This window comes from Pseudomonas sp. IT-P74 (assembly GCF_949768175.1).
GTDB lineage: Bacteria > Pseudomonadota > Gammaproteobacteria > Pseudomonadales > Pseudomonadaceae > Aquipseudomonas.
The window spans coordinates 282,059-305,949 of record NZ_CATKQD010000088.1 but is presented as its reverse complement, the minus strand read 5'-3'; the positions used below and the strand labels follow the sequence as shown (position 1 = coordinate 305,949).

The 23,891-nt window shown below is 59.4% G+C and carries 26 protein-coding genes and 3 pseudogenes; 15 read left to right on the top strand and 14 right to left on the bottom strand.

Annotation, left to right across the window (positions count from 1 at the left end):
- Positions 1 to 27 precede the first annotated feature (27 nt).
- Positions 28 to 774: a LytR/AlgR family response regulator transcription factor gene (locus tag ACM6J5_RS27445; protein ID WP_095943358.1), complete on the bottom strand. Its 747-nt coding sequence runs from the start codon at positions 772 to 774 to the stop codon at positions 28 to 30.
- Positions 771 to 887 (bottom strand): annotated as a pseudogene (locus ACM6J5_RS27440) (sensor histidine kinase); the annotation flags it as partial. The pseudogene ACM6J5_RS27440 and the gene ACM6J5_RS27445, both read right to left, overlap by 4 nt.
- A 348-nt stretch (positions 888 to 1,235) precedes the next feature.
- Between ACM6J5_RS27440 and argH the strand changes: the two are divergent.
- Positions 1,236 to 2,630 (top strand): argininosuccinate lyase, encoded by a 1,395-nt coding sequence (argH, locus tag ACM6J5_RS27435; protein ID WP_008001478.1) that lies wholly within the window; start codon positions 1,236 to 1,238, stop codon positions 2,628 to 2,630.
- Positions 2,631 to 2,738: 108 nt separating this feature from the next.
- Here the strand turns inward: argH and ACM6J5_RS27430 are convergent, their stop codons facing one another.
- Positions 2,739 to 3,398, bottom strand: a complete 660-nt coding sequence (locus ACM6J5_RS27430; RefSeq protein WP_150671966.1) for a glutathione S-transferase — start codon at positions 3,396 to 3,398, stop codon at positions 2,739 to 2,741.
- Between the two features lie 124 nt (positions 3,399 to 3,522).
- On the opposite strand from ACM6J5_RS27430, the gene ACM6J5_RS27425 reads away from it, so the two are divergent.
- From ACM6J5_RS27425 to ACM6J5_RS27415, 3 genes are all read left to right on the top strand, one after another.
- Positions 3,523 to 3,807 carry a hypothetical protein gene (locus ACM6J5_RS27425; protein WP_046039010.1) on the top strand — a complete coding sequence of 95 codons (285 nt, stop codon included), beginning with the start codon at positions 3,523 to 3,525 and terminating at the stop codon, positions 3,805 to 3,807.
- 209 nt (positions 3,808 to 4,016) lie between these two features.
- On the top strand, positions 4,017 to 4,262 hold the full coding sequence (locus ACM6J5_RS27420) for a TIGR02647 family protein (protein ID WP_007980796.1): 246 nt from the start codon (positions 4,017 to 4,019) through the stop codon (positions 4,260 to 4,262).
- A gap of 194 nt (positions 4,263 to 4,456) precedes the next feature.
- Positions 4,457 to 7,300 (top strand): class I adenylate cyclase, encoded by a 2,844-nt coding sequence (locus ACM6J5_RS27415; RefSeq protein ID WP_414929691.1) that lies wholly within the window; start codon positions 4,457 to 4,459, stop codon positions 7,298 to 7,300.
- Between the two features lie 6 nt (positions 7,301 to 7,306).
- Here the strand turns inward: ACM6J5_RS27415 and rnk are convergent, their stop codons facing one another.
- From rnk to cyaY, 3 genes are all read right to left on the bottom strand, one after another.
- On the bottom strand, positions 7,307 to 7,717 hold the full coding sequence (gene rnk / locus ACM6J5_RS27410) for a nucleoside diphosphate kinase regulator (RefSeq protein ID WP_095943361.1): 411 nt from the start codon (positions 7,715 to 7,717) through the stop codon (positions 7,307 to 7,309).
- 234 nt (positions 7,718 to 7,951) lie between these two features.
- Positions 7,952 to 8,179: a DUF1289 domain-containing protein gene (locus ACM6J5_RS27405; RefSeq protein WP_414929690.1), complete on the bottom strand. Its 228-nt coding sequence runs from the start codon at positions 8,177 to 8,179 to the stop codon at positions 7,952 to 7,954.
- Positions 8,180 to 8,183: 4 nt separating this feature from the next.
- A complete protein-coding gene (gene cyaY / locus ACM6J5_RS27400; RefSeq protein WP_008050853.1) occupies positions 8,184 to 8,516 on the bottom strand; it encodes an iron donor protein CyaY in 333 nt (110 codons plus the stop codon).
- Positions 8,517 to 8,823: 307 nt separating this feature from the next.
- Between cyaY and lptM the strand changes: the two genes are divergently transcribed.
- The 6 genes from lptM to ACM6J5_RS27370 are packed head-to-tail and all read left to right on the top strand — an operon-like array spanning position 8,824 to position 13,440.
- Positions 8,824 to 9,000 carry an LPS translocon maturation chaperone LptM gene (lptM, locus tag ACM6J5_RS27395; protein WP_007980804.1) on the top strand — a complete coding sequence of 59 codons (177 nt, stop codon included), beginning with the start codon at positions 8,824 to 8,826 and terminating at the stop codon, positions 8,998 to 9,000.
- A 12-nt stretch (positions 9,001 to 9,012) separates the two neighbouring features.
- A complete protein-coding gene (gene lysA / locus ACM6J5_RS27390; protein ID WP_150671963.1) occupies positions 9,013 to 10,260 on the top strand; it encodes a diaminopimelate decarboxylase in 1,248 nt (415 codons plus the stop codon).
- A gap of 4 nt (positions 10,261 to 10,264) precedes the next feature.
- Complete coding sequence (gene dapF, locus ACM6J5_RS27385) at positions 10,265 to 11,095, top strand: diaminopimelate epimerase (protein WP_150671962.1); 831 nt, start codon at positions 10,265 to 10,267, stop codon at positions 11,093 to 11,095.
- A gap of 13 nt (positions 11,096 to 11,108) precedes the next feature.
- A complete protein-coding gene (locus ACM6J5_RS27380; RefSeq protein ID WP_015097340.1) occupies positions 11,109 to 11,834 on the top strand; it encodes a DUF484 family protein in 726 nt (241 codons plus the stop codon).
- 2 nt (positions 11,835 to 11,836) lie between these two features.
- Positions 11,837 to 12,736 carry a tyrosine recombinase XerC gene (gene xerC / locus ACM6J5_RS27375; RefSeq protein WP_150671961.1) on the top strand — a complete coding sequence of 300 codons (900 nt, stop codon included), beginning with the start codon at positions 11,837 to 11,839 and terminating at the stop codon, positions 12,734 to 12,736.
- Complete coding sequence (locus ACM6J5_RS27370; protein ID WP_414929689.1) at positions 12,733 to 13,440, top strand: HAD family hydrolase; 708 nt, start codon at positions 12,733 to 12,735, stop codon at positions 13,438 to 13,440. The genes xerC and ACM6J5_RS27370 overlap by 4 nt, the downstream gene beginning before the upstream one ends.
- Before the next feature lie 180 nt (positions 13,441 to 13,620).
- On the opposite strand, the gene sutA is transcribed toward ACM6J5_RS27370, so the two are convergent.
- The 4 genes from sutA to glnK all read right to left on the bottom strand — a co-directional run bounded on the left by sutA (position 13,621) and on the right by glnK (position 16,397).
- Positions 13,621 to 13,944 (bottom strand): transcriptional regulator SutA, encoded by a 324-nt coding sequence (gene sutA, locus ACM6J5_RS27365; RefSeq protein WP_095943368.1) that lies wholly within the window; start codon positions 13,942 to 13,944, stop codon positions 13,621 to 13,623.
- Between the two features lie 101 nt (positions 13,945 to 14,045).
- Entirely contained in the window at positions 14,046 to 14,471 is a 426-nt protein-coding gene (locus tag ACM6J5_RS27360; RefSeq protein ID WP_008015517.1) for a secondary thiamine-phosphate synthase enzyme YjbQ, read from the bottom strand.
- A gap of 214 nt (positions 14,472 to 14,685) precedes the next feature.
- A complete protein-coding gene (locus ACM6J5_RS27355; protein WP_095943370.1) occupies positions 14,686 to 16,023 on the bottom strand; it encodes an ammonium transporter in 1,338 nt (445 codons plus the stop codon).
- A 35-nt stretch (positions 16,024 to 16,058) separates the two neighbouring features.
- Complete coding sequence (gene glnK, locus ACM6J5_RS27350) at positions 16,059 to 16,397, bottom strand: P-II family nitrogen regulator (RefSeq protein WP_002555808.1); 339 nt, start codon at positions 16,395 to 16,397, stop codon at positions 16,059 to 16,061.
- 408 nt (positions 16,398 to 16,805) lie between these two features.
- On the opposite strand from glnK, the gene ACM6J5_RS27345 reads away from it, so the two are divergent.
- Positions 16,806 to 17,066 carry an accessory factor UbiK family protein gene (locus ACM6J5_RS27345; protein WP_046038993.1) on the top strand — a complete coding sequence of 87 codons (261 nt, stop codon included), beginning with the start codon at positions 16,806 to 16,808 and terminating at the stop codon, positions 17,064 to 17,066.
- A gap of 445 nt (positions 17,067 to 17,511) precedes the next feature.
- Entirely contained in the window at positions 17,512 to 18,030 is a 519-nt protein-coding gene (locus tag ACM6J5_RS27340; protein ID WP_414929688.1) for a Bro-N domain-containing protein, read from the top strand.
- A gap of 13 nt (positions 18,031 to 18,043) precedes the next feature.
- Here the strand turns inward: ACM6J5_RS27340 and ACM6J5_RS27335 are convergent.
- A pseudogene (locus tag ACM6J5_RS27335) lies at positions 18,044 to 18,130 on the bottom strand (addiction module antidote protein, HigA family); the annotation flags it as partial.
- Positions 18,131 to 18,138: 8 nt separating this feature from the next.
- Positions 18,139 to 18,325 (bottom strand): annotated as a pseudogene (locus ACM6J5_RS27330) (type II toxin-antitoxin system RelE/ParE family toxin).
- A gap of 237 nt (positions 18,326 to 18,562) precedes the next feature.
- Here ACM6J5_RS27330 and ACM6J5_RS27325 point away from each other — a divergent pair.
- The 3 genes from ACM6J5_RS27325 to ACM6J5_RS27315 all read left to right on the top strand — a co-directional run bounded on the left by ACM6J5_RS27325 (position 18,563) and on the right by ACM6J5_RS27315 (position 21,568).
- Positions 18,563 to 19,003, top strand: coding sequence for a hypothetical protein (locus ACM6J5_RS27325; RefSeq protein WP_414929687.1), 441 nt, complete (start codon positions 18,563 to 18,565; stop codon positions 19,001 to 19,003).
- A 101-nt stretch (positions 19,004 to 19,104) separates the two neighbouring features.
- Positions 19,105 to 19,905: a hypothetical protein gene (locus tag ACM6J5_RS27320; RefSeq protein ID WP_414929686.1), complete on the top strand. Its 801-nt coding sequence runs from the start codon at positions 19,105 to 19,107 to the stop codon at positions 19,903 to 19,905.
- 169 nt (positions 19,906 to 20,074) lie between these two features.
- Positions 20,075 to 21,568: a YifB family Mg chelatase-like AAA ATPase gene (locus ACM6J5_RS27315; protein WP_150671955.1), complete on the top strand. Its 1,494-nt coding sequence runs from the start codon at positions 20,075 to 20,077 to the stop codon at positions 21,566 to 21,568.
- Here the strand turns inward: ACM6J5_RS27315 and ACM6J5_RS27310 are convergent, their stop codons facing one another.
- Entirely contained in the window at positions 21,569 to 22,789 is a 1,221-nt protein-coding gene (locus ACM6J5_RS27310; RefSeq protein ID WP_414929685.1) for an aldose 1-epimerase family protein, read from the bottom strand. It lies immediately after the preceding gene.
- A gap of 136 nt (positions 22,790 to 22,925) precedes the next feature.
- Complete coding sequence (locus ACM6J5_RS27305) at positions 22,926 to 23,846, bottom strand: LysR substrate-binding domain-containing protein (protein WP_414929684.1); 921 nt, start codon at positions 23,844 to 23,846, stop codon at positions 22,926 to 22,928.
- Between the last annotated feature and the right edge of the window lie 45 nt (positions 23,847 to 23,891).

Below are 23,891 nucleotides of genomic sequence, written 5' to 3'. Positions count from 1 at the left end.
GTGTAAAATTGGCCTGCGAACAGCTGTTTAAAGCTGTTGCATCATTTTGCGTACCCCAGCCACATGACGACGGCTGACGATCAGCGCATCACCGTTGAGGCCTTTTAGGAATAGCTGAAAATGCCCCAGGGGTGTGCGTTGCAATCGCTCGATACGCTCACGGGCGACCAGTGCATTGCGATGGATACGCACGAAACGGTCACCGAATTCATCTTCGAGGGCCTTGAGCGGCTCATCGAGCAGTACTTCGCCGCTTTCGTGGCGCAAGGTCACGTATTTGTGGTCGGCAATGAAATACACCACCTGATCCAGCGGAATCAGCTCGATCCCTTTACGGGTCCGGGCGCTGATATGGCTGCGCGGGCCGTTGCCGCTTTCGGCAGCGGGGCGGGTCAGGGCGCCGAGCTGAGCACGATTGGGGCGCTCGGCTCTCTTTAATGCTTCATGTAATTGTTCAGTTCTCACAGGTTTCACCAGATAGCCTACGGCGCTGGCCTGTAAGGCTTCCACGGCAAATTCATCGGGCCCGGCGCAGAACACCACGGCGGGGGGAGTTTCGCGTTCACACAACCGAGCAGCCACTTGCAGGCCATCCAGGCCGGGCATGCGGATATCGAGCAGCACGATATCCGGCTTGTGGCTGTCGATCAGTGCCAACGCCTCTTCGCCATTCGTGGCACTAGGCTCCAGGACACTGTACCCCTCGAGTTCGCCAACCATTCGGCTCAGGCGCTCGCGGGCCAAGGGTTCGTCATCAACGATCAGGACATTCATATTGCGCTGGATTCCTGCGTGAGTCTCGCACAAGGATAGCGTAGACAGGTGAAGTGACGTCCGTCACCGCGATCCACGCTAAGACTAGCGCGAGCGCCAAAAAGTGCCGTTGGTCCGGCGGCTAAATTTTCATCTGCCGGGCGATTGGCGGCCCAGGCCCGCGTTGGCGATGCATCGCCACAGGGTTTGCTGATACGCAATATGAACACCCCACTCTTCTTATAGCCAGCGGCTGCACCGAGAAGTGCGCTGGTCCTACTGTCCAACTGTAGACGGTTGCCGGGACGATATTGCTCAATTGGAAAATATCGTTCGGCAAAAATGCGCGAATATTGTCCGAGCCCGGGCTCTCGCCCCCCCAAAAAACGTATCGACCAGTGTCAGCGACAGGATTGGCAACCCTGTTATTATCCGCGCCAGCGTTCCACGCCTTCTTACTTCAAGCCGATACGAGCGAATTCATGAGCACTGACAAGACCAATCAGTCCTGGGGCGGCCGCTTCAGTGAACCCGTCGACGCCTTCGTCGCCCGCTTCACCGCCTCCGTCACCTTCGACCAGCGCCTGTATCGCCACGACATCATGGGCTCGATCGCCCACGCCACCATGCTGGCCAAGGTCGGCGTACTGACCGATGCCGAGCGCGACAGCATCATCGATGGCCTGAACACTATCCAGGGTGAAATCGAGGCCGGCCAGTTCGACTGGCGCATCGACCTCGAAGACGTTCACATGAACATCGAGGCACGCCTGACCGACCGCATCGGCGTGACCGGTAAAAAGCTGCACACCGGCCGCAGCCGTAACGATCAGGTTGCCACCGACATCCGTCTGTGGCTGCGTGACGAGATCGACCTGATCCTGGCCGAAATCACCCGCCTGCAAAAAGGCCTGCTGGAACAGGCCGAGCGCGAAGCCGCCAGCATCATGCCGGGGTTCACCCACCTGCAGACCGCACAGCCGGTGACGTTCGGGCACCACATGCTGGCCTGGTTCGAAATGCTCAGCCGCGACTACGAACGCCTGGTCGATTGCCGCAAGCGCACCAATCGCATGCCGCTGGGCAGCGCGGCGCTGGCCGGCACCACCTACCCGATCGATCGCGAATACACCGCCCAACTCCTGGGTTTCGACGCGGTTGGCGGCAATTCGCTGGACAACGTCTCCGATCGTGATTTCGCCATCGAATTCTGCTCGGCGGCCAGTATCGCGATGATGCACTTGTCGCGATTCTCCGAAGAGCTGGTGCTGTGGACCAGCGCGCAGTTCCAGTTCATCGATCTGCCCGACCGTTTCTGCACCGGCAGCTCGATCATGCCGCAAAAGAAAAACCCGGACGTGCCGGAGCTCGTGCGTGGCAAGACCGGTCGCGTATTCGGCGCGCTGATGGGCCTGCTGACCCTGATGAAAGGACAGCCTCTGGCCTATAACAAGGACAACCAGGAAGACAAGGAACCGCTGTTCGATGCCGCCGACACCCTGCGCGACTCGCTGCGGGCCTTTGCCGACATGGTGCCGGCGATCAAGCCCAAGCACGCGATGATGCGCGAAGCGGCCCTGCGCGGCTTCTCTACCGCCACCGACCTGGCCGACTACCTGGTGCGTCGCGGCCTGCCATTCCGTGATTGCCACGAAATCGTTGGCCATGCCGTGAAGTATGGCGTGGACAGCGGCAAGGACCTGGCGGAAATGAGCCTGGAAGAACTGCGCAAGTTCAGCGACCAGATCGACCAGGACGTGTTCGCCGTGCTGACCCTGGAAGGCTCGGTCAATGCCCGCAACCACATCGGCGGCACCGCGCCGGCGCAGGTGAAGGCTGCCGTGGCTCGCGGCCAGGCGTTGCTCGCCAGCCGCTAAAAGCCAAAAGCATCGCAAGCAGGCTCGCTCCAACATTGGATATGTGTTCGCACATCTAACCCTGTGTGTGAGCCTGCTCGCGATGACTGACTTCAGAACACCACAGAACTACTTCCTGGCCGCGACCATCGCCATGAACGCTGGCATCGCCGCCTCTCTGTCCAGCGCAATTCGCTGAACGTTGGGGTTCTGTCCCAGACGCTCCAGCAACGCCTTGGCCGCTGGCATTTCTGCCAACAGATCAATCCCGAACACCTTCTGCCCGACCGCACTGGCCAGTGAAACGCTGTACTGGAAGTACAGGTCGGCAATGCTCAAGCTTTCTCCAGCCACATAAGGGGCGAATTTGCCGTGCCTGGCCAGGGAGGCAAACCCCAGTAGCAACTCAGCCTTGCTCTTTTCCTTGATCGCCTCCGGCACCGTCATGCCAAAAAATGCTTCCGGGAAGCAGGCACGCGCCGGCAGTTCGATGTACAGCTCGATTTCCTTGGCCAACGCCAGCACCTGCGCGCGCTCGAACGGCTCACTCGACAACAGCGGCTTGCCCTTTTGGGCTTGTTCGATGTACTCGAGAATCACACTGGTTTCGTTAATGTAGCCCTGCTCGACGCCCAGCACCGGGACCTTGCCTCGCGGGCTGATCGCCAATGACTCCGGGGTCTGGGTCGGGACGAACATGACCTCCTCGAACGGCAGGCCTTTTTCCAGCAACGCCAGTTTGACCATGTTGTAGTAGTTGCTGACGCAAAATCCATAAAGTTTAAACATCACAAAGCCTCCAGGCCGTGCGGGGTGGGCGGTGTCTGTTTATAGAACGCTCAAGGCGTTCCTGCCAGCAGCAACATGCAGGTGAATACGGGTAAACTGGCCGCCTTTCCCTGAGGAGCCTGCCATGAGCGAGCCAACCGATATCGACAACGACGAAGAAGAGTTCGCCGAAAGTACCCTGATCCAGGCCATCGAAAACCAGATCGAAAGCGACAACCCGCCGGCTGCCAAGGCGACGTTCAACAAGCTGACGCTGGTGGGTTACGAACGCGAAGAAATTCTTAACCTGATGGCTCACGTTTTGGCGGTCGAAATCGACGCGATTCTCGAAGAAGACCGCGCGTTTAACACCGAATGGTACGAAGCTGCCCTGCGCGCATTGCCCGAGTTACCGCCGGAAAAGCAGTAAATCCACGCCCTCCCTGTAGGAGCGAGCTTGCTCGCGAAAAACCCGAGAGCGCCACGGGGCATCTGGTTTACGCGTCATCGTTGACGATCTTCGCGAGCAAGCTCGCTCCTACAGAGGCAAAAAACCCTGTCGCGAGCACTGGACATGCCGCGCAAGTGGGCTCACCTTAGGGGCGCTGTCGTCCAATTCCTAGAAAGTCTGGAGTCCTTATGTCGCTTACCCCTGAGTTGGTTGCCGAACTGGAAGTCCTCGCACTCTTCAACCTGGACAGTTCCCAGGAAGGTCTGAAAATTCATCAGACCGCTGCCCCGAAACACATCGCCGCCGCCAAACGCCTCTTTGAAAAAGAACTGACCGACCAGCCTGATGGCGGTTACCTGACCAGCCTGGGTCGTGACGCCGCGCAAAATGTGCAATCCGTGCTGACCATTCTTAACGCCGAAGTAACAGCCTGAATTCTGCCGCATCGCCCACGGAGACCCCGATCCAGGGATTTCCGCGGGCACATTCCCCTGATGCCTGCCTCAAGCCGTTAGAAATCTGACGCCAGAAAAACAAAATCAGCTTAAAAGTCCTCGCCTCAAGGCGCTAAACTGCCCCTCATCCGAAGAGCCCCACGTCCGAGCCCTGCGAGCCGGTTTGAGCTGACATGACGCGCACCCACGAAATCCGCCCTGATCTGGACGAGGGAATCGATCGCAAGGTTCTCAGCCAGCTGCGCGCACGCTTTCTGAAACTCAACGAAGGACGCATGGCTCGCGCCATGGAAGGGTTGTCGACCCGCCAGCAAGGGGTCCTGACCTTGCTGCCGCTGTTTTTCCACGTTAACCATCCGCTGTTGCCCGGCTACGTTTCCGGCAGTACGCCGGCCGGGCTGTCGAATTTCGAACCGGATGCCAATGTCCTCGCCGAAGCCCAGCGCCTGACCCGCTCGTTCTCCTACAAGCCGCGCCACGGCAGCAACCCGCCAAGGCCGATTCACGGACTGTTCCTGATGGGCAGCCTCGGCACCCTGGCGCAGGCCGACCAGAGCGACATGGATGTGTGGGTCTGCCATGGGCCGGACCTGACCGAGAACGAACTTGCCGAGCTGCGCAAGAAATGCCAGTTGCTGGAAGCCTGGGCCACCAGCCAGGGCGCCGAAGCGCATTTCTTCCTGATCGACCCGAGCCGTTTCGTCCGCGGCGAGCGCGATACCCAGCTGAGTTCGGAAGATTGCGGCACCACCCAGCACTACCTGTTGCTGGACGAGTTTTACCGCACCGCGATCTGGCTGGCCGGGCGCACACCGATCTGGTGGCTGGTGCCGGTCTACGAAGAGTCGAGCTACGACCGCTACACCCATACCCTGATTTCCAAGCGTTTCATCCGTGCCGATGAAACCCTCGACCTCGGCAACCTGGCCTACATCCCGCCCGGCGAATTTGTCGGTGCCGGGCTCTGGCAATTGTTCAAGGGCATCGAGTCGCCCTACAAGTCGGTACTCAAGCTGCTGCTGACCGAGGTTTACGCCAGTGAACACCCCAGGGTCCATTGCCTGAGCCTGCGCTTCAAGCAAGCGGTGTTCGCCAACCAGCTCGACCTCGACGAACTGGATCCGTATGTCGTGGTGTACCGGCGTATCGAGGAATACCTGATCGCCCGCAACGAACCGGAACGCCTGGAACTGGTACGTCGCGCGCTGTACCTGAAGGTCAATCGCAAACTCACCGGCAACAGCCGCACCCAGAGCTGGCAGCGCTCTTTGCTCGAACGCCTGGCCCATGAATGGCACTGGGACCAGCGCCAACTGACTCTGCTCGACAGTCGCAGCCAGTGGAAAGTCCGTCAGGTCAGCTCCGAGCGACGGGCACTGGTCAACGAGCTGAACTACAGCTACCGCTTCCTCACCCAGTTTGCCCGTCACGAACAAACGGTCAGCCGCATCAACAAGCGCGACCTGAGTGTCCTCGGCCGTCGCCTGTACGCCGCTTTCGAGCGCAAGGCCGGCAAAATCGAATTCATCAACCCCGGCATCGCCCCGGACCTGGCTGAAGACACCCTGACACTGGTGCACGCACCGAACAAGAAAGAACCGGGGCAAAGCCAGTGGGGCTTGTACAACGGCAGCCTGACGGCACTGGAATGGGAGCATTTCGCGCCGATCAAACGCAGCCGTCACTTGCTCGAGCTGCTGACCTGGTGCCACCGCAATGGCGTGATCGACAGCAGCACCCGCCTGGCCCTGCACCCCGGCACCAGCGACTTGAGCGAATTCGAACTGTTCAACCTGCTCGGCAGCCTGCAACAGACTATCGCCCTGCCCTTGCCCACCGTCGCCGAGGAACCTCTGTTGCGCGCCAGCGTGCCGAGTGAAGTGCTGATCCTGGTGAATGTCGGCATCGATCCGCTCAAGCACCATCGCGACCTGAACATCCTCATGACCACCGAGCGCACCGACTCCCTGAGCTACGCAGGTGTCCGGGAAAATCTGGTGCTGACCCTGGACCAGGTCACGCTCAACAGCTGGAACGAAGTGCTGGTCGGCCGCTACGACGGCCCCCATGCCCTGCTCGACTGCATCCGCGACTACCTCAACAATCTGCCCGCCGGGCCGCAACAGCCGAAGCTGAGGGTGCGCTGCTTCTGCCATAACCGCGCGCAGTTCATTGCCCAACGGGTGGAAGAAATCCTCGATACCGCGCAGAACCTGCTGCTGAGCCGGCTCAACCATCGCTACCTGATCCAGGTCCAGCAGCACTACCACGTTCTGGAGTTGGTGCCGGGCCAGGTCCAGCACATCGCGCTAGCCACTCTGCCGGCACTGATCGATTACCTGGGCAAGGAAATGGCGAGCTACAGCCCGCTTCACCTGGACCCAAAGGCTTTGGAAGACCACGATCTCGCGCTGTTCCTGCCAACGGGCCAGCCGGACTGCATCCAAGTGTTCTACCGGGTCAACGAAGATCAGGCCGATCTGTACGTGCTCGATGAGTTCAATGCCCTGTGGCAGCAACGCCTGCCCTGGCACGACGAGCAAAGCCTGCTAGTGCCGCTGCAGCGTTTCCTGCAATCGATCCAGTACCGTCGCGATGCCCTGATGCCAATGGACGCGGCCCACCCCCTGAACCTCGACACCCTGTATTGCCAGTTGCTGCCGTCAGGCCCTGGCCGGGCGCGCCGCATCGAAGCCCGGCCGGTGCCGCAGACGCCGGTGAACAAGCCGTTCTACGACGTGCAGGCGATCGTCGGCAAAGCCGCACCGGGTCAGGTGCAGGTGACGTTGTATTGCAATCAACAGGAGTTTTCCGAGCTGGAGCATGGCGACCAGTTGTTCCGCGTGGTCGCCAGGGAAATCGTCGGGCAGCGCCGGGAAACCGAACGCTACCGCTGCTACATCACCGACCTCGACCTGTCAGGCCTGCTCGGTGAAGGACAGAGTTCCACCCATCTGTACCTGCGCTTCAAAGCTGACCTGGAGCTGGCATTGAACGAGGCGCTCGATCAGGTCTGAGGGGTGTCACTCCGGGAACGCGCCGCCATTGGCCGGCTGCGATTCGACTTCCAGCAGCGTCAGCTTCAGGGTCTTGCCGCCCGGAGCCGGCCAATCGATGTGCTGGCCAACCTTCAGGCCGAGCAGCGCGCTGCCCACCGGCGCAAGGATCGAGACTTTGCCTTCGTCGGCGTTCGCATCCTTGGGATACACCAGGGTCAGGTGGTAGTCCTTGCCACTGCCTTCTTCGCGGCAATGCACACGGGAATTCATCGTCACGACATCCGCCGGCACTTCATCGTGGCCGACCAGGGTATCGGCGCGATCCAGTTCGGTTTGCAACGCAATAACGCCCGGCAGCGTCTCGTCCAGGCTGTCGATCAGACGCTCCAGACGCTGGACGTCCAGACGGGTAAGGGTGATGGAAGGTGCGGTCATGGTCTGGGCAGACTCCTTTCTTCTGCACGAAAAAAGCAAAACCCCGCCAGAAAAAGGCGGGGTTTTCACAAGCCTCGATGGGTTGAGGCGTTTCCGGACACTATCACAGCTCAAAAAATATACAAGCCAAGCCATTTTTTGTGGGAGCGAGCCTGCTCGCGAAGAACGTTAAAGCGCCGCGTTCAACCAGACAGCTCTCGTCATCGCTAACGCCCATCGCGAGCAGGCTCGCTCCTACAGGGGATTGGTAGCGGTTTTTCGCCGGGCGGCCTGCGCACAAATCACCCGTCGACGTTCGTCATCGGCCGAACGCCATTCGCGAATGTCTTCGACGTGACGGAAACAGCCCAGGCAGACTTTCCGCTCGTCCAGCCGGCACACACCGCTGCAGGGCGACGGTACCGCCGGGCTGACGTTGCTGTAGAGCGGCTTGGGAGCACGGACAGGCGCAGGCTGGGTCACGATCTCACAGGCCTTCGAAATCGAGTTCGACGCCGGCTTGCTGCTGGACGATACGCTCAAGCATCTCACCCAACTGCTCTTCGCTCTTGTCGCACATCCAGCGCTCGCTTTCTTCGTCGTAGTCGAAGTGGAAACCACCGGACACCGCCGCCAGCCACAGCTGACGCAGCGGCTCCTGGCGACTGAAGATCAACTGGCTGCCGTTCTCGAACTTGACGGTCAGCACACCGGCCGAGCTTTCGAGGTCGATATCCAGGTCGCTCTCGTCAAAGATGTCCTCCAGGGTTTGCTGGGTGGCATCGACAAGGTCATGGAAACGCGCTTCGGACAAACTCATTACGGCAACCTCAAAAAGTGTCTGATCAGGCTCAAGCGCCGCAAGATACGACTGAGCCCCGTCGATTGCAAAGGATAACAACCGAGGGCCCCCTTGTGGGAGCGAGCCTGCTCGCGAATGCGGACTGACATTCAACATTGATGTCGCCTGACACGACGCCTTCGCGAGCAGGCTCGCTCCCACAGGGATTGCGTGATACCGGCCGGCCACGAGCCAAGCCCCGCCGGACGGGCGGTCCGTTGCATAGGCAAGCTGCCGGGTGGCCGGTATACTCCGGCGCAATTAATGCATTTTCAAGGATTTCGCCATGAAGCGCCTGATCTCTTCCCTTGCTGCGCTCCTCGCGGTTGCCTGCCTTGTGTCGGCCTGCGGTCAAAAAGGCCCGCTGTACCTGCCCGATGAAGACCAGGACCCTGTCGAGCAAGCCAAGTCGTCGCAGCAGCAGCCTGCTTCCAAAGCACACAAGCACGACGTCTACCAATAATAAGGGAACCTCATGGACGCTTTTAACTACCGTGACGGTGAACTGTTCGCGGAAGGTGTTGCCCTGTCTGCCATCGCCGAGCGCTTTGGTACACCGACCTACGTTTACTCGCGCGCGCACATCGAAGCCCAATACCTGGCTTACGCCGATGCGCTGGCCGGCATGTCGCACCTGGTGTGCTTTGCGGTAAAGGCCAACTCCAACCTGGGCGTGCTGAATGTCCTGGCGCGTCTGGGCGCCGGTTTCGACATCGTCTCCCGTGGCGAGCTGGAACGTGTGCTGGCGGCTGGCGGCAGCGCCGACAAGATCGTGTTCTCCGGTGTCGGCAAGACCCGTGACGACATGCGTCGCGCCCTGGAAGTCGGCGTGCACTGCTTCAACGTCGAATCCACCGACGAGCTGGAACGCCTGCAAGTGGTCGCCGCCGAACTCGGCGTTCGCGCGCCGATTTCGTTGCGCGTGAACCCGGACGTCGATGCCGGCACCCACCCGTACATTTCCACCGGTCTCAAAGAGAACAAGTTCGGTATCGCCATCGCCGACGCCGAAGACGTGTACGTGCGTGCCGCGCAGCTGCCAAACCTGGAAGTGGTCGGCGTCGATTGCCACATCGGCTCGCAACTGACCACCCTGCCGCCGTTCATCGACGCTCTCGACCGTCTGCTGGGCCTGGTCGATCGCCTCGGCGATTGCGGCATCTACCTGCGCCACATCGATCTCGGTGGCGGCCTGGGCGTGCGCTACAAGGACGAGGAGCCGCCACTGGCTGCCGACTACATCAAGGCCGTTCGCGAGCGTCTCGACGGTCGTGACCTGGCGCTGGTGTTCGAGCCGGGCCGCTTCATCGTCGCCAACGCCGGTGTATTGCTGACCCAGGTCGAATACCTCAAGCACACCGAGCACAAAGACTTCGCCATCGTCGATGCAGCCATGAACGACTTGATCCGCCCGGCGCTGTACCAGGCGTGGATGGACGTTACCGCCGTACGCCCGCGCACCTCTGCTGCCCGTGCCTACGACATCGTCGGCCCGATCTGCGAGACCGGCGACTTCCTGGCCAAGGACCGTCAGCTGGCGCTGGAAGAAGGCGACCTGCTGGCCGTGCATTCGGCCGGTGCCTACGGGTTTGTCATGAGTTCCAACTACAACACCCGCGGCCGTGCCGCTGAAGTGTTGGTGGACGGTGATCAGGCATTTGAAGTGCGTCGCCGTGAAACGGTAGCCGAGTTGTTTGCTGGCGAAAGCCTGCTGCCGGAGTAAAACCATGCTGCTGCGTTTTACCAAGATGCACGGCCTGGGCAATGACTTCATGGTCCTCGACCTGGTCAGCCAACACGCGCATATTCTGCCCAAGCACGCCAAGCAATGGGGCGACCGGCACACCGGCATCGGTTTCGACCAGCTGCTGATCGTCGAAGCGCCGAGCAACCCGGACGTGGACTTCCGCTATCGGATCTTCAACTCCGACGGTTCCGAAGTGGAACAGTGCGGCAACGGTGCGCGTTGTTTCGCCCGCTTCGTGCTCGACAAGCGCCTGACCGCAAAACGGCAGATCCGCGTCGAGACCAAAAGCGGCGTCATCGAGCTCGACGTGCGTAACGACGGCCAGATCGGCGTCAATATGGGCGCCCCGCGCCTGGTGCCGGCGGATATTCCGTTCCAGGCACCGGAGCAGGCCAAGAGTTATCAGGTCGACGTCGACGGCACCCCGGTCGATCTGGCTGCCGTGTCCATGGGCAACCCCCATGCCGTACTGCGGGTCAGCGACATCAATAACGCGCCGGTGCATGAACTGGGGCCGAAAATCGAACATCACCCCCGCTTCCCGGCACGGGTCAATGTCGGTTTTCTCCAGGTCATCGACCGGAGCCGCGCGCAGCTGCGCGTCTGGGAACGCGGGGCCGGGGAAACCCAGGCTTGCGGAACCGGCGCCTGTGCCGCCGCAGTGGCCGCGATCAGCCAGGGGTGGATGGATTCGCCGCTATTGATCGACCTGCCTGGCGGGCGCTTGTCCATCGAGTGGGCAGGCCCTGGCCAACCGGTGATGATGACCGGCCCGGCAGTGCGCGTGTATGAAGGACAAGTGCGTCTTTGAGTGAGCGAAATCCATGACCGACAAGCCTCAGGTACCCGCACGACAAGCTGACGAATCACCGTCCGAAAGCCTTGAGGCGGCGGCTGTAGCCGCGTACCTGGAGGCTCATCCGGACTTCTTCGTCGAGCACGAAGAACTGCTCCCGTCCCTGCGCATTCCCCATCGGCGCGGCGATACCGTGTCGCTGGTGGAACGTCAGATGACCATCCTGCGCGACCGCAACATTGAACTGCGTCATCGCCTGTCGCATTTGATGGACGTGGCCCGGGACAACGACCGGCTGTTCGAAAAGACTCGTCGCCTGATCCTGGCATTGATGGATGCTGCAAGCCTGGAAGATGTGGTGATGTGCGTCGAAGACAGCCTGCGCCAGGAATTCCAGGTGCCCTTCGTCAGCCTCATCCTGCTCGGTGACAACGCCATGCCGGTGGGCCGCTGGGTCACCCACGCCGAAGCTCAAGTGGCCATCGGCGGTTTGCTCTCGGAAGACAAAAGCGTCAGCGGCAGCCTGCGCGAACATGAACTGGACTTCCTGTTCGGCGAAGAACAGCGCAAGCAGATCGGTTCCACCGCGGTCGTCGCCATCAGCCACCAGGGCATTCACGGCATCCTGGCCATCGCCAGCCGTGATCCGCAGCACTACAAAAGCTCGGTGGGCACCTTGTTCCTGAGCTACATCGCTGAAGTCATGGGTCGCGTGCTGCCACGGGTCAACAACTCCCTGCGCTCGGTACGCTGAACATGGAACGGCAACTGGACGCTTACTGCGAACACCTGCGCAGTGAGCGGCAGGTGTCGCCGCACACGCTGTCGGCCTACCGCCGCGACCTCGATAAAGTGCTGGGCTGGTGCGTCAAACAGAATATCGGCAGCTGGACGGCGCTGGACATCCAGCGCCTGCGTAGCCTGGTTGCCCGCCTGCATGCCCAGGGGCAATCGTCCCGCAGCCTGGCGCGATTGCTGTCGGCCGTTCGCGGGCTCTATCACTATTTGAACCGCGAAGGCCTGTGCGACCACGATCCGGCCAATGGCCTCGCGCCGCCCAAAGGCGAACGCCGCCTGCCGAAAACCCTCGATACCGACCGCGCCCTGCAACTGCTTGAAGGCGGGGTCGAGGATGACTTTCTGGCACGTCGGGACCAGGCGATTCTCGAGCTGTTCTATTCCTCCGGGCTGCGGCTGTCGGAGCTGACGGGGCTCAATCTCGATCAGATCGACTTGGCTGACGGCATGGTCCAGGTGCTCGGCAAAGGCAGCAAGACCCGCCTGCTACCGGTAGGCAAAAAGGCCCGCGAAGCGCTGGAGCAGTGGCTGCCATTGAGAGCCATGGCCAACCCGGCGGACGATGCGGTATTTGTCAGCCAGCAAGGTCGCCGTCTCGGCCCCCGGGCGATCCAGGTACGGGTCAAGGCTGCCGGCGAGCGCGAACTGGGGCAGAACCTGCATCCGCACATGTTGCGACACTCCTTCGCCAGCCATTTGCTGGAATCCTCCCAGGATCTGCGCGCGGTGCAGGAACTGCTCGGCCACTCGGACATCAAGACCACGCAGATCTACACCCACCTGGACTTCCAGCACCTGGCCACGGTCTACGACAGCGCCCACCCACGGGCCAAACGCATTAAGGGCGACGATTCATGAGCATTCAGTTGATCACCTTCGACCTCGACGACACCCTGTGGGACACCGCCCCCGTCATCGTCAGCGCCGAAGCCGTTTTGCGCGAATGGCTGACCGAGCACGCGCCCAATCTGGGGGCAGTGCCGGTTGAACATCTGTGGGCCATTCGCGAGCGTGTATTGAGCAACGAGCCTGGCCTCAAGCACCGCATCAGCGCCCTGCGTCGACGGGTACTGTTCCATGCACTGGAAGAGTCCGGTTATGGGGATGACGAAGCCTCGGATCTGGCGGACAAGAGCTTTGAAGTGTTTCTGCACGCTCGCCATCAGATCGACGTGTTTCCGGAGGTCGAACCGACCCTGGAAATCCTCGCCAACCATTACGCCCTCGGCGTGGTCACCAATGGCAACGCCGATGTGCGTCGGCTGGGCCTGGCGGATTACTTCAAGTTTGCGTTGTGCGCCGAAGACATCGGCATCGCCAAACCCGACGCACGACTGTTCCAGGAGGCCCTGCAACGCGGTGGCGTGACCGCTGAATCGGCGGTGCACATTGGCGATCATCCGGGGGATGACATAGCAGGTGCGCAGCAGGCGGGAATGCGGGCGATCTGGTTCAACCCGGCGGGCAAGGCCTGGGAAGCCGACCGCTTGCCCGATGCGGAGATTCGCAGCCTGACCGATTTGCCGGCGTTGCTGGCGCGGTGGAATTCGGTGTCGGCCTGACAAAAAAACCTGTGGGAGCGAGCTTGCTCGCGATAGCGGACTGACAGTCAGCCTATCGGCGTCAATTGTCATCGCGAGCAAGCTCGCTCCCACAGAGGACTGTGCTCAACCCGAAGTTTTGTTTCAGGCATGAAAAAGCCCGCAGCGACGGCGGGCTTTTTCAGCAAGCGGATAGCAGGCTCAGATAGGCCGGCTGCCGTACTTGTTGTCCGGCTTCTTGGGCGGATCGGCGACCACATTGGCCTCCACTTCCTGCACCTTGCCGCCCTTGGCCAAAAACTCCTCCATGGCCCGCGCGAGAGCATCGCGCTCCTTGTTCTTGGCTTCGACACTCGGCAGCTCATCGACCGATACCGCTGCCTTGGCCTTGCCTTTGGCGGTCGGAGCCGGCGCATCACCGCCGTCGTCTTCAGCGACGTCTTCCGCCGCTGCTTCCAGACCTTCCTCGGTTTCGTCGTCGTCGCCTACTTCGAGGTCGTCGTTTTCCAGATCATCGTCGCTCATGTTCTACCTCATGACTTGCGAAAAGCAGATTAGTTATAGCCCAGCTTTGCCCTCTGTCGAAGGCTGCCGGAAAAAAATCAACAGCCGCTGCTGACCAGCGGCTATGCCTCTTCACCGTGCACGGTGGCGAGGACTTTACGGGCACCGCCATGATCACGGTGCTCGCCCAGATAAACGCCTTGCCAGGTCCCCAACGCCAACCGGCCTGCCGAAATCGGCAAACTGAGCTGACAGCCAAGCACGCTGGCCTTGAAGTGCGCCGGGAGGTCGTCCAGGCCTTCGTCGTTATGCTCATAGCCGTCTGTTCCTTGTGGGATCAGACGATTGAAAAATCGTTCGAAGTCGCGACGTACCGCCGGATCGGCGTTCTCGTTGATGGTCAACGACGCCGAGGTATGCTGTAGCCACAAATGCAACAGACCGACCCGACACGCCTTGAGTTCAGGCAAGCCGGCGAGTAACTCGTCCGTTACCAGATGAAAGCCCCGGGGCCTCGCCCGCAAGGTAATCAGAGTCTGTTGCCACATACAGTTCTCCGCACGTTCGGGGCGCATTCTAGCGCGCTCTGTGAAAAAACAAAGGCCCTAATATTCCTTCAATCCTGTAAGCCTTTGGCTGCACAAAAACACCCGACGCAAACATCGTAAAACCTGTAGGAAAAAACCTTTCAGCTCAGCCTTCAATGACAAATTCCAGACAAAAAAATGCCCGGCAAGCCGGGCAAGTTTTTTATCCGCGTGCTTACAAGTTGTAGCCGCGTTCGTTGTGAAGCGCCAGATCGATGCCGACCGCTTCTTCTTCTTCGTTGATGCGCAGGCCCATGACCATATCCAGCACCTTGAGGATGATGTAGGTAGCGATCGCGGTGTAGATCACCGTGAAGCCCACGCCTTTGCACTGAATCCACACTTGTGCGGCGATGTCGGTCACGGTGCCGAAGCCACCCAGGGACGGAGCAGCGAACACACCGGTCAGGATTGCGCCGAGGATACCGCCGATACCGTGCACACCAAAGGCGTCCAGGGAATCGTCATAGCCGAGCTTGCGCTTGAGGGTGGTGGCGCAGAAGAAGCACACCACGCCAGCCGCCAGACCGATAACCAACGCGCCCATCGGGCCAACGGTGCCGGCAGCCGGGGTGATTGCCACCAGACCGGCAACCACGCCCGAAGCGATGCCCAGTGCGCTAGGTTTGCCGTGGGTGAGCCACTCGGCAAACATCCAGCCCAGTGCGGCAGCAGCGGTAGCGATTTGAGTCACCAGCATCGCCATGCCGGCGGTGCCGTTGGCCGCAGCGGCGGAACCGGCGTTGAAACCGAACCAGCCGACCCACAGCATGGCCGCGCCCATCAGGGTGTAACCGAGGTTGTGCGGCGCCATCGGCGTGGTCGGGAAGCCCTTGCGCTTGCCCAGCACCAGGCAGGCAACCAGACCAGCCACACCGGCGTTGATGTGCACCACGGTGCCACCAGCGAAATCGAGCACGCCCCAGTCCCACATCAGGCCACCGTTGCCGGACCAGACCATGTGCGCGATCGGCGCATACACCAGGGTGAACCAGATGCCCATGAACACCAGCATCGCGGAGAACTTCATCCGCTCGGCGAACGCACCGACGATCAGCGCCGGGGTGATGATCGCGAAAGTCATCTGGAAGGTGACGAAGACCGCCTCGGGAAACAGCGCCGCAGGGCCGGTCAGGCTGGCTGGCGTGATACCGGCAAGGAACGCCTTGCCCATGCCGCCGAAGAAGGAGTTGAAGTTGACGACGCCCTGCTCCATGCCCGTGGTGTCGAACGCGATGCTGTAGCCATAGATGACCCACAGGACGCTGATCAGACCGGTAATGGCGAAGCACTGCATCATCACGGAAAGAATGTTTTTCGACCGAACCATGCCGCCGTAGAACAGCGCGAGGCCGGGAATGGTCATGAACAGCACCAAGGCTGTCGAGGTCATCATCCAGGCGGTGTCGCCGGAGTTGAGGACTGGGGCCGCCACTTCGTCTGCCGCCAGAGCAAGGCTGGGCATTACGATGGACAACAGGGCTCCTAGCCCTGCGAATTTACGCAGAGTCATATTGTTTTCTCCTGGGGCGTTGGGTTTGTGGCGGCTTAGATTGCGTCGGTATCGGTTTCGCCGGTACGGATGCGAATCGCCTGTTCCAGATTGACCACGAAGATCTTGCCGTCACCGATCTTGCCGGTGTTGGCAGCCTTGGTGATGGCCTCGATTACCCGGTCCAGATCCTTGTCGTCGATGGCGACGTCGATCTTCACCTTGGGCAGGAAATCGACCACGTATTCCGCGCCGCGATACAGCTCGGTGTGACCCTTCTGCCGACCAAAGCCTTTGACTTCAGTGACGGTAATGCCCTGCACGCCGATCTCGGACAGCGACTCGCGTACGTCGTCCAGCTTGAACGGCTTGATGATGGCAGTGACTAGCTTCATGAAAACTCTCTCCCGAATTGGTGGACTTGCCCCAGGAAAACAAACCCGACTCAAGTCTAAGCGCAGTGCCTGGCTTTGTAACGCATCGTCGGCCCTGACCTGCCCGTCCGACGCTCCTCACGAAACACTCCCCCGCTTCGCTTGGCGCACTGCGTTCGTCACAGTGACTGCATCAGTGCATGGGTCATCAGGGTCTAAGCAGAAAGCTTGCCATCTCCACAAAAACTACTGTTTTCAAGCCTTTACCCGCAGATGACTGCCACTTCGCAACAACAGCCGACGCGATACGCACAACAACGGTGCGATACCGCCCGTCCCCATGCGCGAAAAGCGTGCATCCCTTGCCCGCGCAAATGACTATAGACACTGCGTGATACACTGCCCGTCATTGTTTCCAGGACATTGCCCATGCTCGCGCCAAAAGACTTCCTCGACGCCCTCACCGGCACCGCCTCCCGCCTCTTCAGCGGCGACACGCCTCTGCCGAAAGCTGAAATCGAAAGCCAGTTCAAGATGTTGCTGCAGAGTGGCTTCAGCAAACTGGATCTGGTGAGCCGGGAAGAATTCGATAGCCAGATGGTTGTGCTGGCGCGCACGCGGGCGCGGCTGGAGAGCCTTGAAGCGAAAGTGGCGGAGCTGGAAGCGAAGCTGAATCCGCCGACCGAATAAATGCTGATGTGAAATGCAGCCCCCCTGTGGGAGCGAGCCTGCTCGCGATTGAAGGTCGGAACGACCTTGCGCTTCACCTGTAGGACCTGCCAAAGGTTCGGGCCGCGTTCGGACGATCTTTTGATCTTCAGCCCCGCAACAATCCCGGCAACGTCCTACAAACATCACACCGCCGTCCGATTGCGTCGCCAGGTATCCGGTCTCTAAGCTCATCCCAATGCTGAATATTCAGCACTGGGTTTGGCGACCTGGAACCAAGCAATGCACCGCAACCATCCGTTTTCGGGCAATTATCTCGATTCGAATTATGGCGGCTGTGTGTGGGAGACCTTAAGGTCTGCCGGTATTCGCTTGGCCGGTTCGCCAACCCGCACGCAGCTGCCACCCTTATTGTTTGGCGACGATAAATGGCAGTTATCTATCAAGCGAACTTGGGTACTGCTCCATGGAAGAAAACTTTCTAATCCCTCACATCTTCACCCGCCACAAGCTTCACCTCCACGCCTTACTCCTTCAAAACCAACCGTGGCTCTGCGCTCGCGACCTTGGCCGACTACTACGCATCTATCTCAACGAACGCCTAGTCCAGAAACTCGATCCTGACCAATATCAAACCACCAAAATCCTGATCCACGGCCGCATCGAAAACGCCCTGCTGATCAGCGAATCCGGCGTCTACGCCTTGCTGGTCTATCACTACTGCCCCGAATACCGAGCCTTACGCGAATGGCTCACACACGAAGTCGTTCCCGCCCTGCGAGACGCCCAACACCCCACCACAATCGAGCGCCCACAACTGAGCCTGCTCAACTGGCCGGAAAGGTCATTGAGCCTGTTGCACTGGAACAACCAGCCGTGGATTCGGCTGCAGGATGTGCCGCAGCTATTGCCTGATCAGGTTACTCCCAGGCCTGCTATCAATGCGCCTTGGTGGAAAGCCACCAAGATGCTTCACGCATTCTGAATAAAAACCCCCACGCTTTCGGCGTGGGGTTCAAAGGCTCCAGGTATTCCTCTTTGAGGGTCTCGCCAGGATGCACCGGGCGCAATCCATTCTTAGTCATTACTCACCTCAGTGAAAATCGACAATTTCGACATTCTCGGGTCCGTTAGGACCCCAAATGAAGCAAATGCGCCATTGAGCGTTGATGCAGATGCTGCCCTTTTCGACCGCCCTCCAACGCTTCCAGGCGATTACCCGGTGGAGATCGAAGATCTACGTGGGAGCCTGCTCGCGATAAAGTCGGAACGACCTTCAGATTTACCTGTAGGAATTGCCGAGCCTGCGATCTTTCCACCCGCAGTAATCCCGGCAATGCCCTACAACGTTCTCGTCCGCGGTCTGATTGCGCCTCAAAGCCACCCTTTCTAAGCTCACATCTCAAAGCGCGAGCGCTGCACTCACTCGGAAAAAATTCAGTCCAGCTTGAATAATGGATTATGACGAGTGCGATACACCCAAAGGAATGTTCATAACTCTACAAGGAGCAATACCCATGGAAACCTATAAGGCTCTGATTGCCGCACTGACTGCACTTTATATAGGCCCAGTTGTCGCGGGACCACCTGTAACGGTTACATTTAAAAATCTTGGAAGCCAGACTGCTACGTACACCCCTATATCCAACAACGAAGCTATAACGAAAGCAAACGCATCACCTACTCCACAAGCGTCCGTGATCGCAAATAGCACAGACACCTACACCATACAAAGCCTGATATCGCCTGATTACAACCATGCTAACTTGCGATATCAAATTGGCAACAAAAAATGCGTTTACCTGGCTACATTTGTGGCCGCAACTGGCTCAGGCGCGAGCAAAATTCCAAAATGGAATAATACGGCCACACCTAGTGGCGGGGCCACCTGCACCATAAAAGTGACTAAAACAAATCCGTCCACCTATGCTTGGTCAGTAGAAATCACCATGAAGTAAAGCACATAGCGATTCCTAAGGTGCGTGTAAGGTTTTGCTAAAGCATCAATATTATTAGGCGATATATCATATTTTAGTCTTCGAGCAGGGAGTGGCAATAAATGGTTAATTCACCAATCAACTTTGCAGCTAACAGCGGCACAGCGCTGGCTGGAGCAAAAACATTGACAGCGACTCCCAGCGAAACACCAGCTGTCAACCAAAGCACACCCCAAGGCCCATCTGGCGACGTACGAGACAGCAGTACTGTTTCCACGCTAGCGAACCAGTTGAGCGAAGCCTCAGTACGCGCACAGGCCCGGGATGCGCGCCTCACTAGAACGGAACTGGGTTTGCTGGCTAGAAATACATTCAACGAGTTGGAGAGCGCCAATTACACTGCCAACAAATCAAAATACGATGCTGAAATTCCCGACTCAGATAACCCCACATTATTAGCGCGTGCAAAAAATGCAACACAGTATACAAACGGGCTCGGCAAAAATCCGTTTTCTGGAATGCCCATGGATCAACTAGCCTTAATCACTTACGATGACAGCGACACCTTTACCGTCAATGAAAGACGGGCAGCACTGGAAGAATCAGCCAAACAAGAGTACGCATGGCGAAAGAGAGTGGTGGCCGAAGCAGAGTTTGAATACAACAGCACCGGAAAACTCACAAAATTCTTCCAAAGTGTCCTTGACCATTACAAGGGACTGCCTCCGGTGGTGCAAGCACAGTATCCAAACAACTACGAAACCAAGCTTAAAGACTGGATAGACTCAGACTTCAACTATATTACGCATATCGCAGAAGGTACAAAGAACAAGGACACTGAGAGCTTCATCAGTAAAATCATTAAGGGTGACAGCAGCTTGTTTGCCAACAAAACCTCTCCCAAAGACTCTGTCGCAACATAATATTTTACACGCGGAATAAATGACCGCAGCCGAACGCAGCATTTGGCTGCTGTTAAAGATCGTGGCTTCGGCAACATTCTGCGAACGTTTCCCTATTCTCCGGCCAGACTCCACGACTACCCTTCAACAACCCGCAGGAAGCGGCCCCCGTTTAGCTCAAGGAACGACCATGTCCCTCTCCATCGTCCACAGCCGCGCCCAGGTCGGCGTGGAGGCGCCAGCCGTCACCGTTGAAGTCCACTTGGCCAATGGTTTGCCATCGCTGACCATGGTCGGCCTGCCCGAGGCGGCAGTGAAGGAAAGCAAGGACCGGGTGCGCAGCGCGATCATCAATTCCGGGCTGCAATTTCCAGCGCGACGGATCACCTTGAATCTGGCCCCGGCGGATTTGCCCAAGGATGGCGGGCGATTCGATCTGGCGATTGCGCTGGGGATTCTCTCGGCCAGCGTGCAAGTACCGACGCTGACACTGGATGACGTGGAGTGTTTGGGGGAGCTGGCGCTTTCCGGCGCAGTGCGGCCGGTCCGCGGGGTGCTACCGGCGGCATTAGCGGCGCGCAAGGCCGGGCGCTGGTTGATGGTGCCGCAGGCGAATGCCGAAGAGGCTTGCCTGGCGTCGGGGTTGAAGGTCATTGCAGTGGACCATCTGCTGCAGGCGGTGGCGCACTTCAATGGGCACACCCCCATCGAGCCTTACGTTTCCAACGGTTTGCTCTACGCCAGCAAACCCTATCCCGACTTGAACGAAGTTCAGGGGCAAATGGCGGCCAAACGCGCGCTGCTGATTGCGGCAGCGGGTGCGCATAACCTGCTGTTCAGCGGGCCACCGGGTACGGGCAAGACACTGCTGGCGAGCCGATTACCAGGGCTGCTGCCACCCCTGGCCGAGAGCGAAGCACTGGAAGTCGCAGCGATTCAATCCGTCGCCAGTTGTGTGCCACTGAGCCATTGGCCGCAGCGCCCCTTCCGACAACCACACCATTCCGCCTCAGGACCGGCACTGGTGGGCGGTGGCTCGAAACCACAACCGGGCGAAATCACCCTCGCTCACCATGGCGTGTTGTTCCTCGATGAACTCCCGGAATTTGATCGCAAGGTATTGGAGGTATTGAGAGAGCCACTGGAATCCGGCCACATCGTAATTTCCCGCGCCAAGGACCGCGTACGCTTCCCGGCGCGCTTTCAATTGGTCGCCGCGATGAATCCCTGCCCCTGTGGATATCTTGGCGAACCGAGTGGCCGTTGTTCCTGTACGCCGGACATGGTTCAGCGCTATCGCAACAAACTGTCGGGGCCACTGCTGGATCGTATTGATCTGCACCTGACGGTTGCTCGCGAAGCCACGACATTGAATCCTGCGTTAAAACCCGGCGACGACACTGCCACCGCCGCCGAGTTGGTTGCCGACGCACGAGAACGGCAACAAAAGCGCCAAGGCTGTGCCAATGCCTTTCTCGACTTGCCGGGCCTGCGCAGTTACTGCAAGTTATCCACAACAGACGAAACCTGGCTGGAGACGGCGTGTGAACGACTGACCTTGTCACTGCGAGCGGCCCATCGACTGCTCAAAGTAGCGCGCACTCTTGCGGACCTTGAACAAGTCGATGAGATCAGACGCGAGCACTTGGCCGAAGCGCTGCAATATCGGCCAACAACACTTTAGTCAGCGTCCCCCCTTGCTGAGATCAACCAACGGCGTCTGCCGCACCTCAGTCTCCCGCCCACCCTGGATCTCGCTCACCTGCTTCAACGCCTTATCCACAGCGGTCTTATCCGCCAGCAAGGCGTAGCTGATGCGGAACTGCTTCTGCTCCTTCGGCCCGATCATTGGCACCAGGTTCAGTGGCCGCTGATACCGGCGGTTGTAGGAAAAACTCGTGCCTGGCTCCAGCCCCGTGACATAGCCCTGCCCTTGGGTATCGGTGTTTTTCCACAAGGAGAACACCGGCAGTGTTTGAGTGTTGAAGCCGACCGAGACGCCCAGGCTGCCGGCCTTGTTATACAGGACGGTCAATGTATCGCCCTTGGCATCGGCGTACGGCACTACGTTGTAAACCGTTTCGTCGTAGTCCTTGGTGGGTCCTCGATAGGTTTGCCAGTCCGGTAAATCGCTTTTGGCTTTATCGTTGAACGGCGACACCTGTTTCACCGGCGCGGCGAAGCGGGCGCCCTGCTCCAGGAACGGGGTGCTGAAGTTACTGTGATACAGCGCCTGGTATTCCTTCGGATAGTCGCCGTTGTTGGTCAGGGTGTCGTTGAGGGCGAACGCTACGCTACCGGGCTCGGTGACCAGTTCGGTCGCGACCGAGAAGTCGACTTTCTTGAAAGCCTGCTCTTTCAGCTCGCCGCGCAGGCTGATGGCGTACGGCGGTTTTTCATCAATGTGCAGGGTGACTTTATTGGCCGGGATATTGGCAGCACGACCGTGCAGGGTCAGCAGTTCGCCGTTGTCGATGCCGGGGTGGCCGACCCATTCGTAGCCACAGCGGGTGACCAGCTCATTGAAGCCTTCCAGCCAGCCCAGGCCACCACGGCCGTTGAGCTCGATGAAGGACGGATTGACCACTTCCTTGACTGGCGAATCCCAACCCATGCGCACGTTACCGACCGAGGCCTGCAGGACGTTCATGCCGCGAGTAGGAACTACCGAAAGTTTCATCGTGCCGTTATCGATGTCGACGATGCTGACACCTTCCTGCCGACCGCCGTGCAAGGTGCGCAGGGTCACGCTGAAGGGTTTGTCGGTTTTTACGCCGAGTTGCTGGCTGGTGATTTGCCAGTTCTGGGCGGCTTTGTCGGTGTCGAGCAGGGCGTAATCCCAGGCCACGGCGTGGGAGGCAGCGGACAGTGCGCTGAGGGCAACGAAGAGTTTGAGTGGAGTCATGGCAACAGCCTTTCTTGGAGTTGTGCGATTTTTATAGACCTGAAGAAACGTTTCAGCAAGCATAAAAATCGAAACATCGATGGCAAATGCCAAGAAAGACAATTGCCTGAAGCCGTCATTGCGCCGGCTTCATCGTTCAGCTCAGATGCACGACATCCGGCAATTCCATGGCCCGGACTTCGTTTTGCAGAAAGTCGCTGAGCCGGCGCATGCGCTCGCCGCCGGGCCGGGTTTTCGGCCAGACCAGGTAATAATTCTCACCACTGGCGACGGCGGTCGGCCACGGCAAACTCAGACGTCCCTGCGCGACATCCTCCGCCACCATCAGCAGATCGCCCATGGACACACCGTAACCTCGAGCGGCAGCGATCATGCCCAGCTCCAGGGTATCGAACACCTGTCCGCCCTTGAGCGACACCTGATCGGCCAACCCCATGCGCTCCAGCCAGTTGCGCCAGTCGCGACGGTCCGGTGTCGGGTGCAGCAATTCGGTATTGGCCAAACGCGTGACATCCCAAGGCTGATCGTTCAGCAGGTTGGGGGCGCCCACCGGGATCAATTCCTCGGGGAACAGGTAACTCGCCTCCCAGTCCGGGGGGAAATGTCCATTGCTCAGCAGCACCGCACAGTCGAACGGCTCGTCATTGAAATCCACCGAATCGACGTCCATCCACGCACTGGTCAATTGCACTTCATTGCCCGGCTGCAGATGACGGAAGCGACTGAGGCGCGCCAGCAACCAGCGCATGGTCAGGGTCGACGGGGCTTTCATGCGCAGGATGTCGTCTTCGGCGCGCAAGGTATTGCAGGCGCGCTCCAGGGCGGTGAAGCCTTCGCGAATGCCCGGCAGCAGCAGACGGGCCGACTCGGTCAGTTGCAGGTTGCGGCCACTGCGGTGAAACAAGCGGCAAGCAAAATGCTCTTCGAGCGTACGAATATGTCGGCTGACCGCGCTTTGGGTAATCGACAGCTCTTCGGCAGCGCGGGTAAACGAACTGTGCCGCGCCGCCGCTTCGAATGCGCGCAGGGCATACAAGGGAGGAAGACGACGAGACATTGGGAAAGCTCCTACTGCGGGGTTCGTCTACCCTAGCAGAAACTC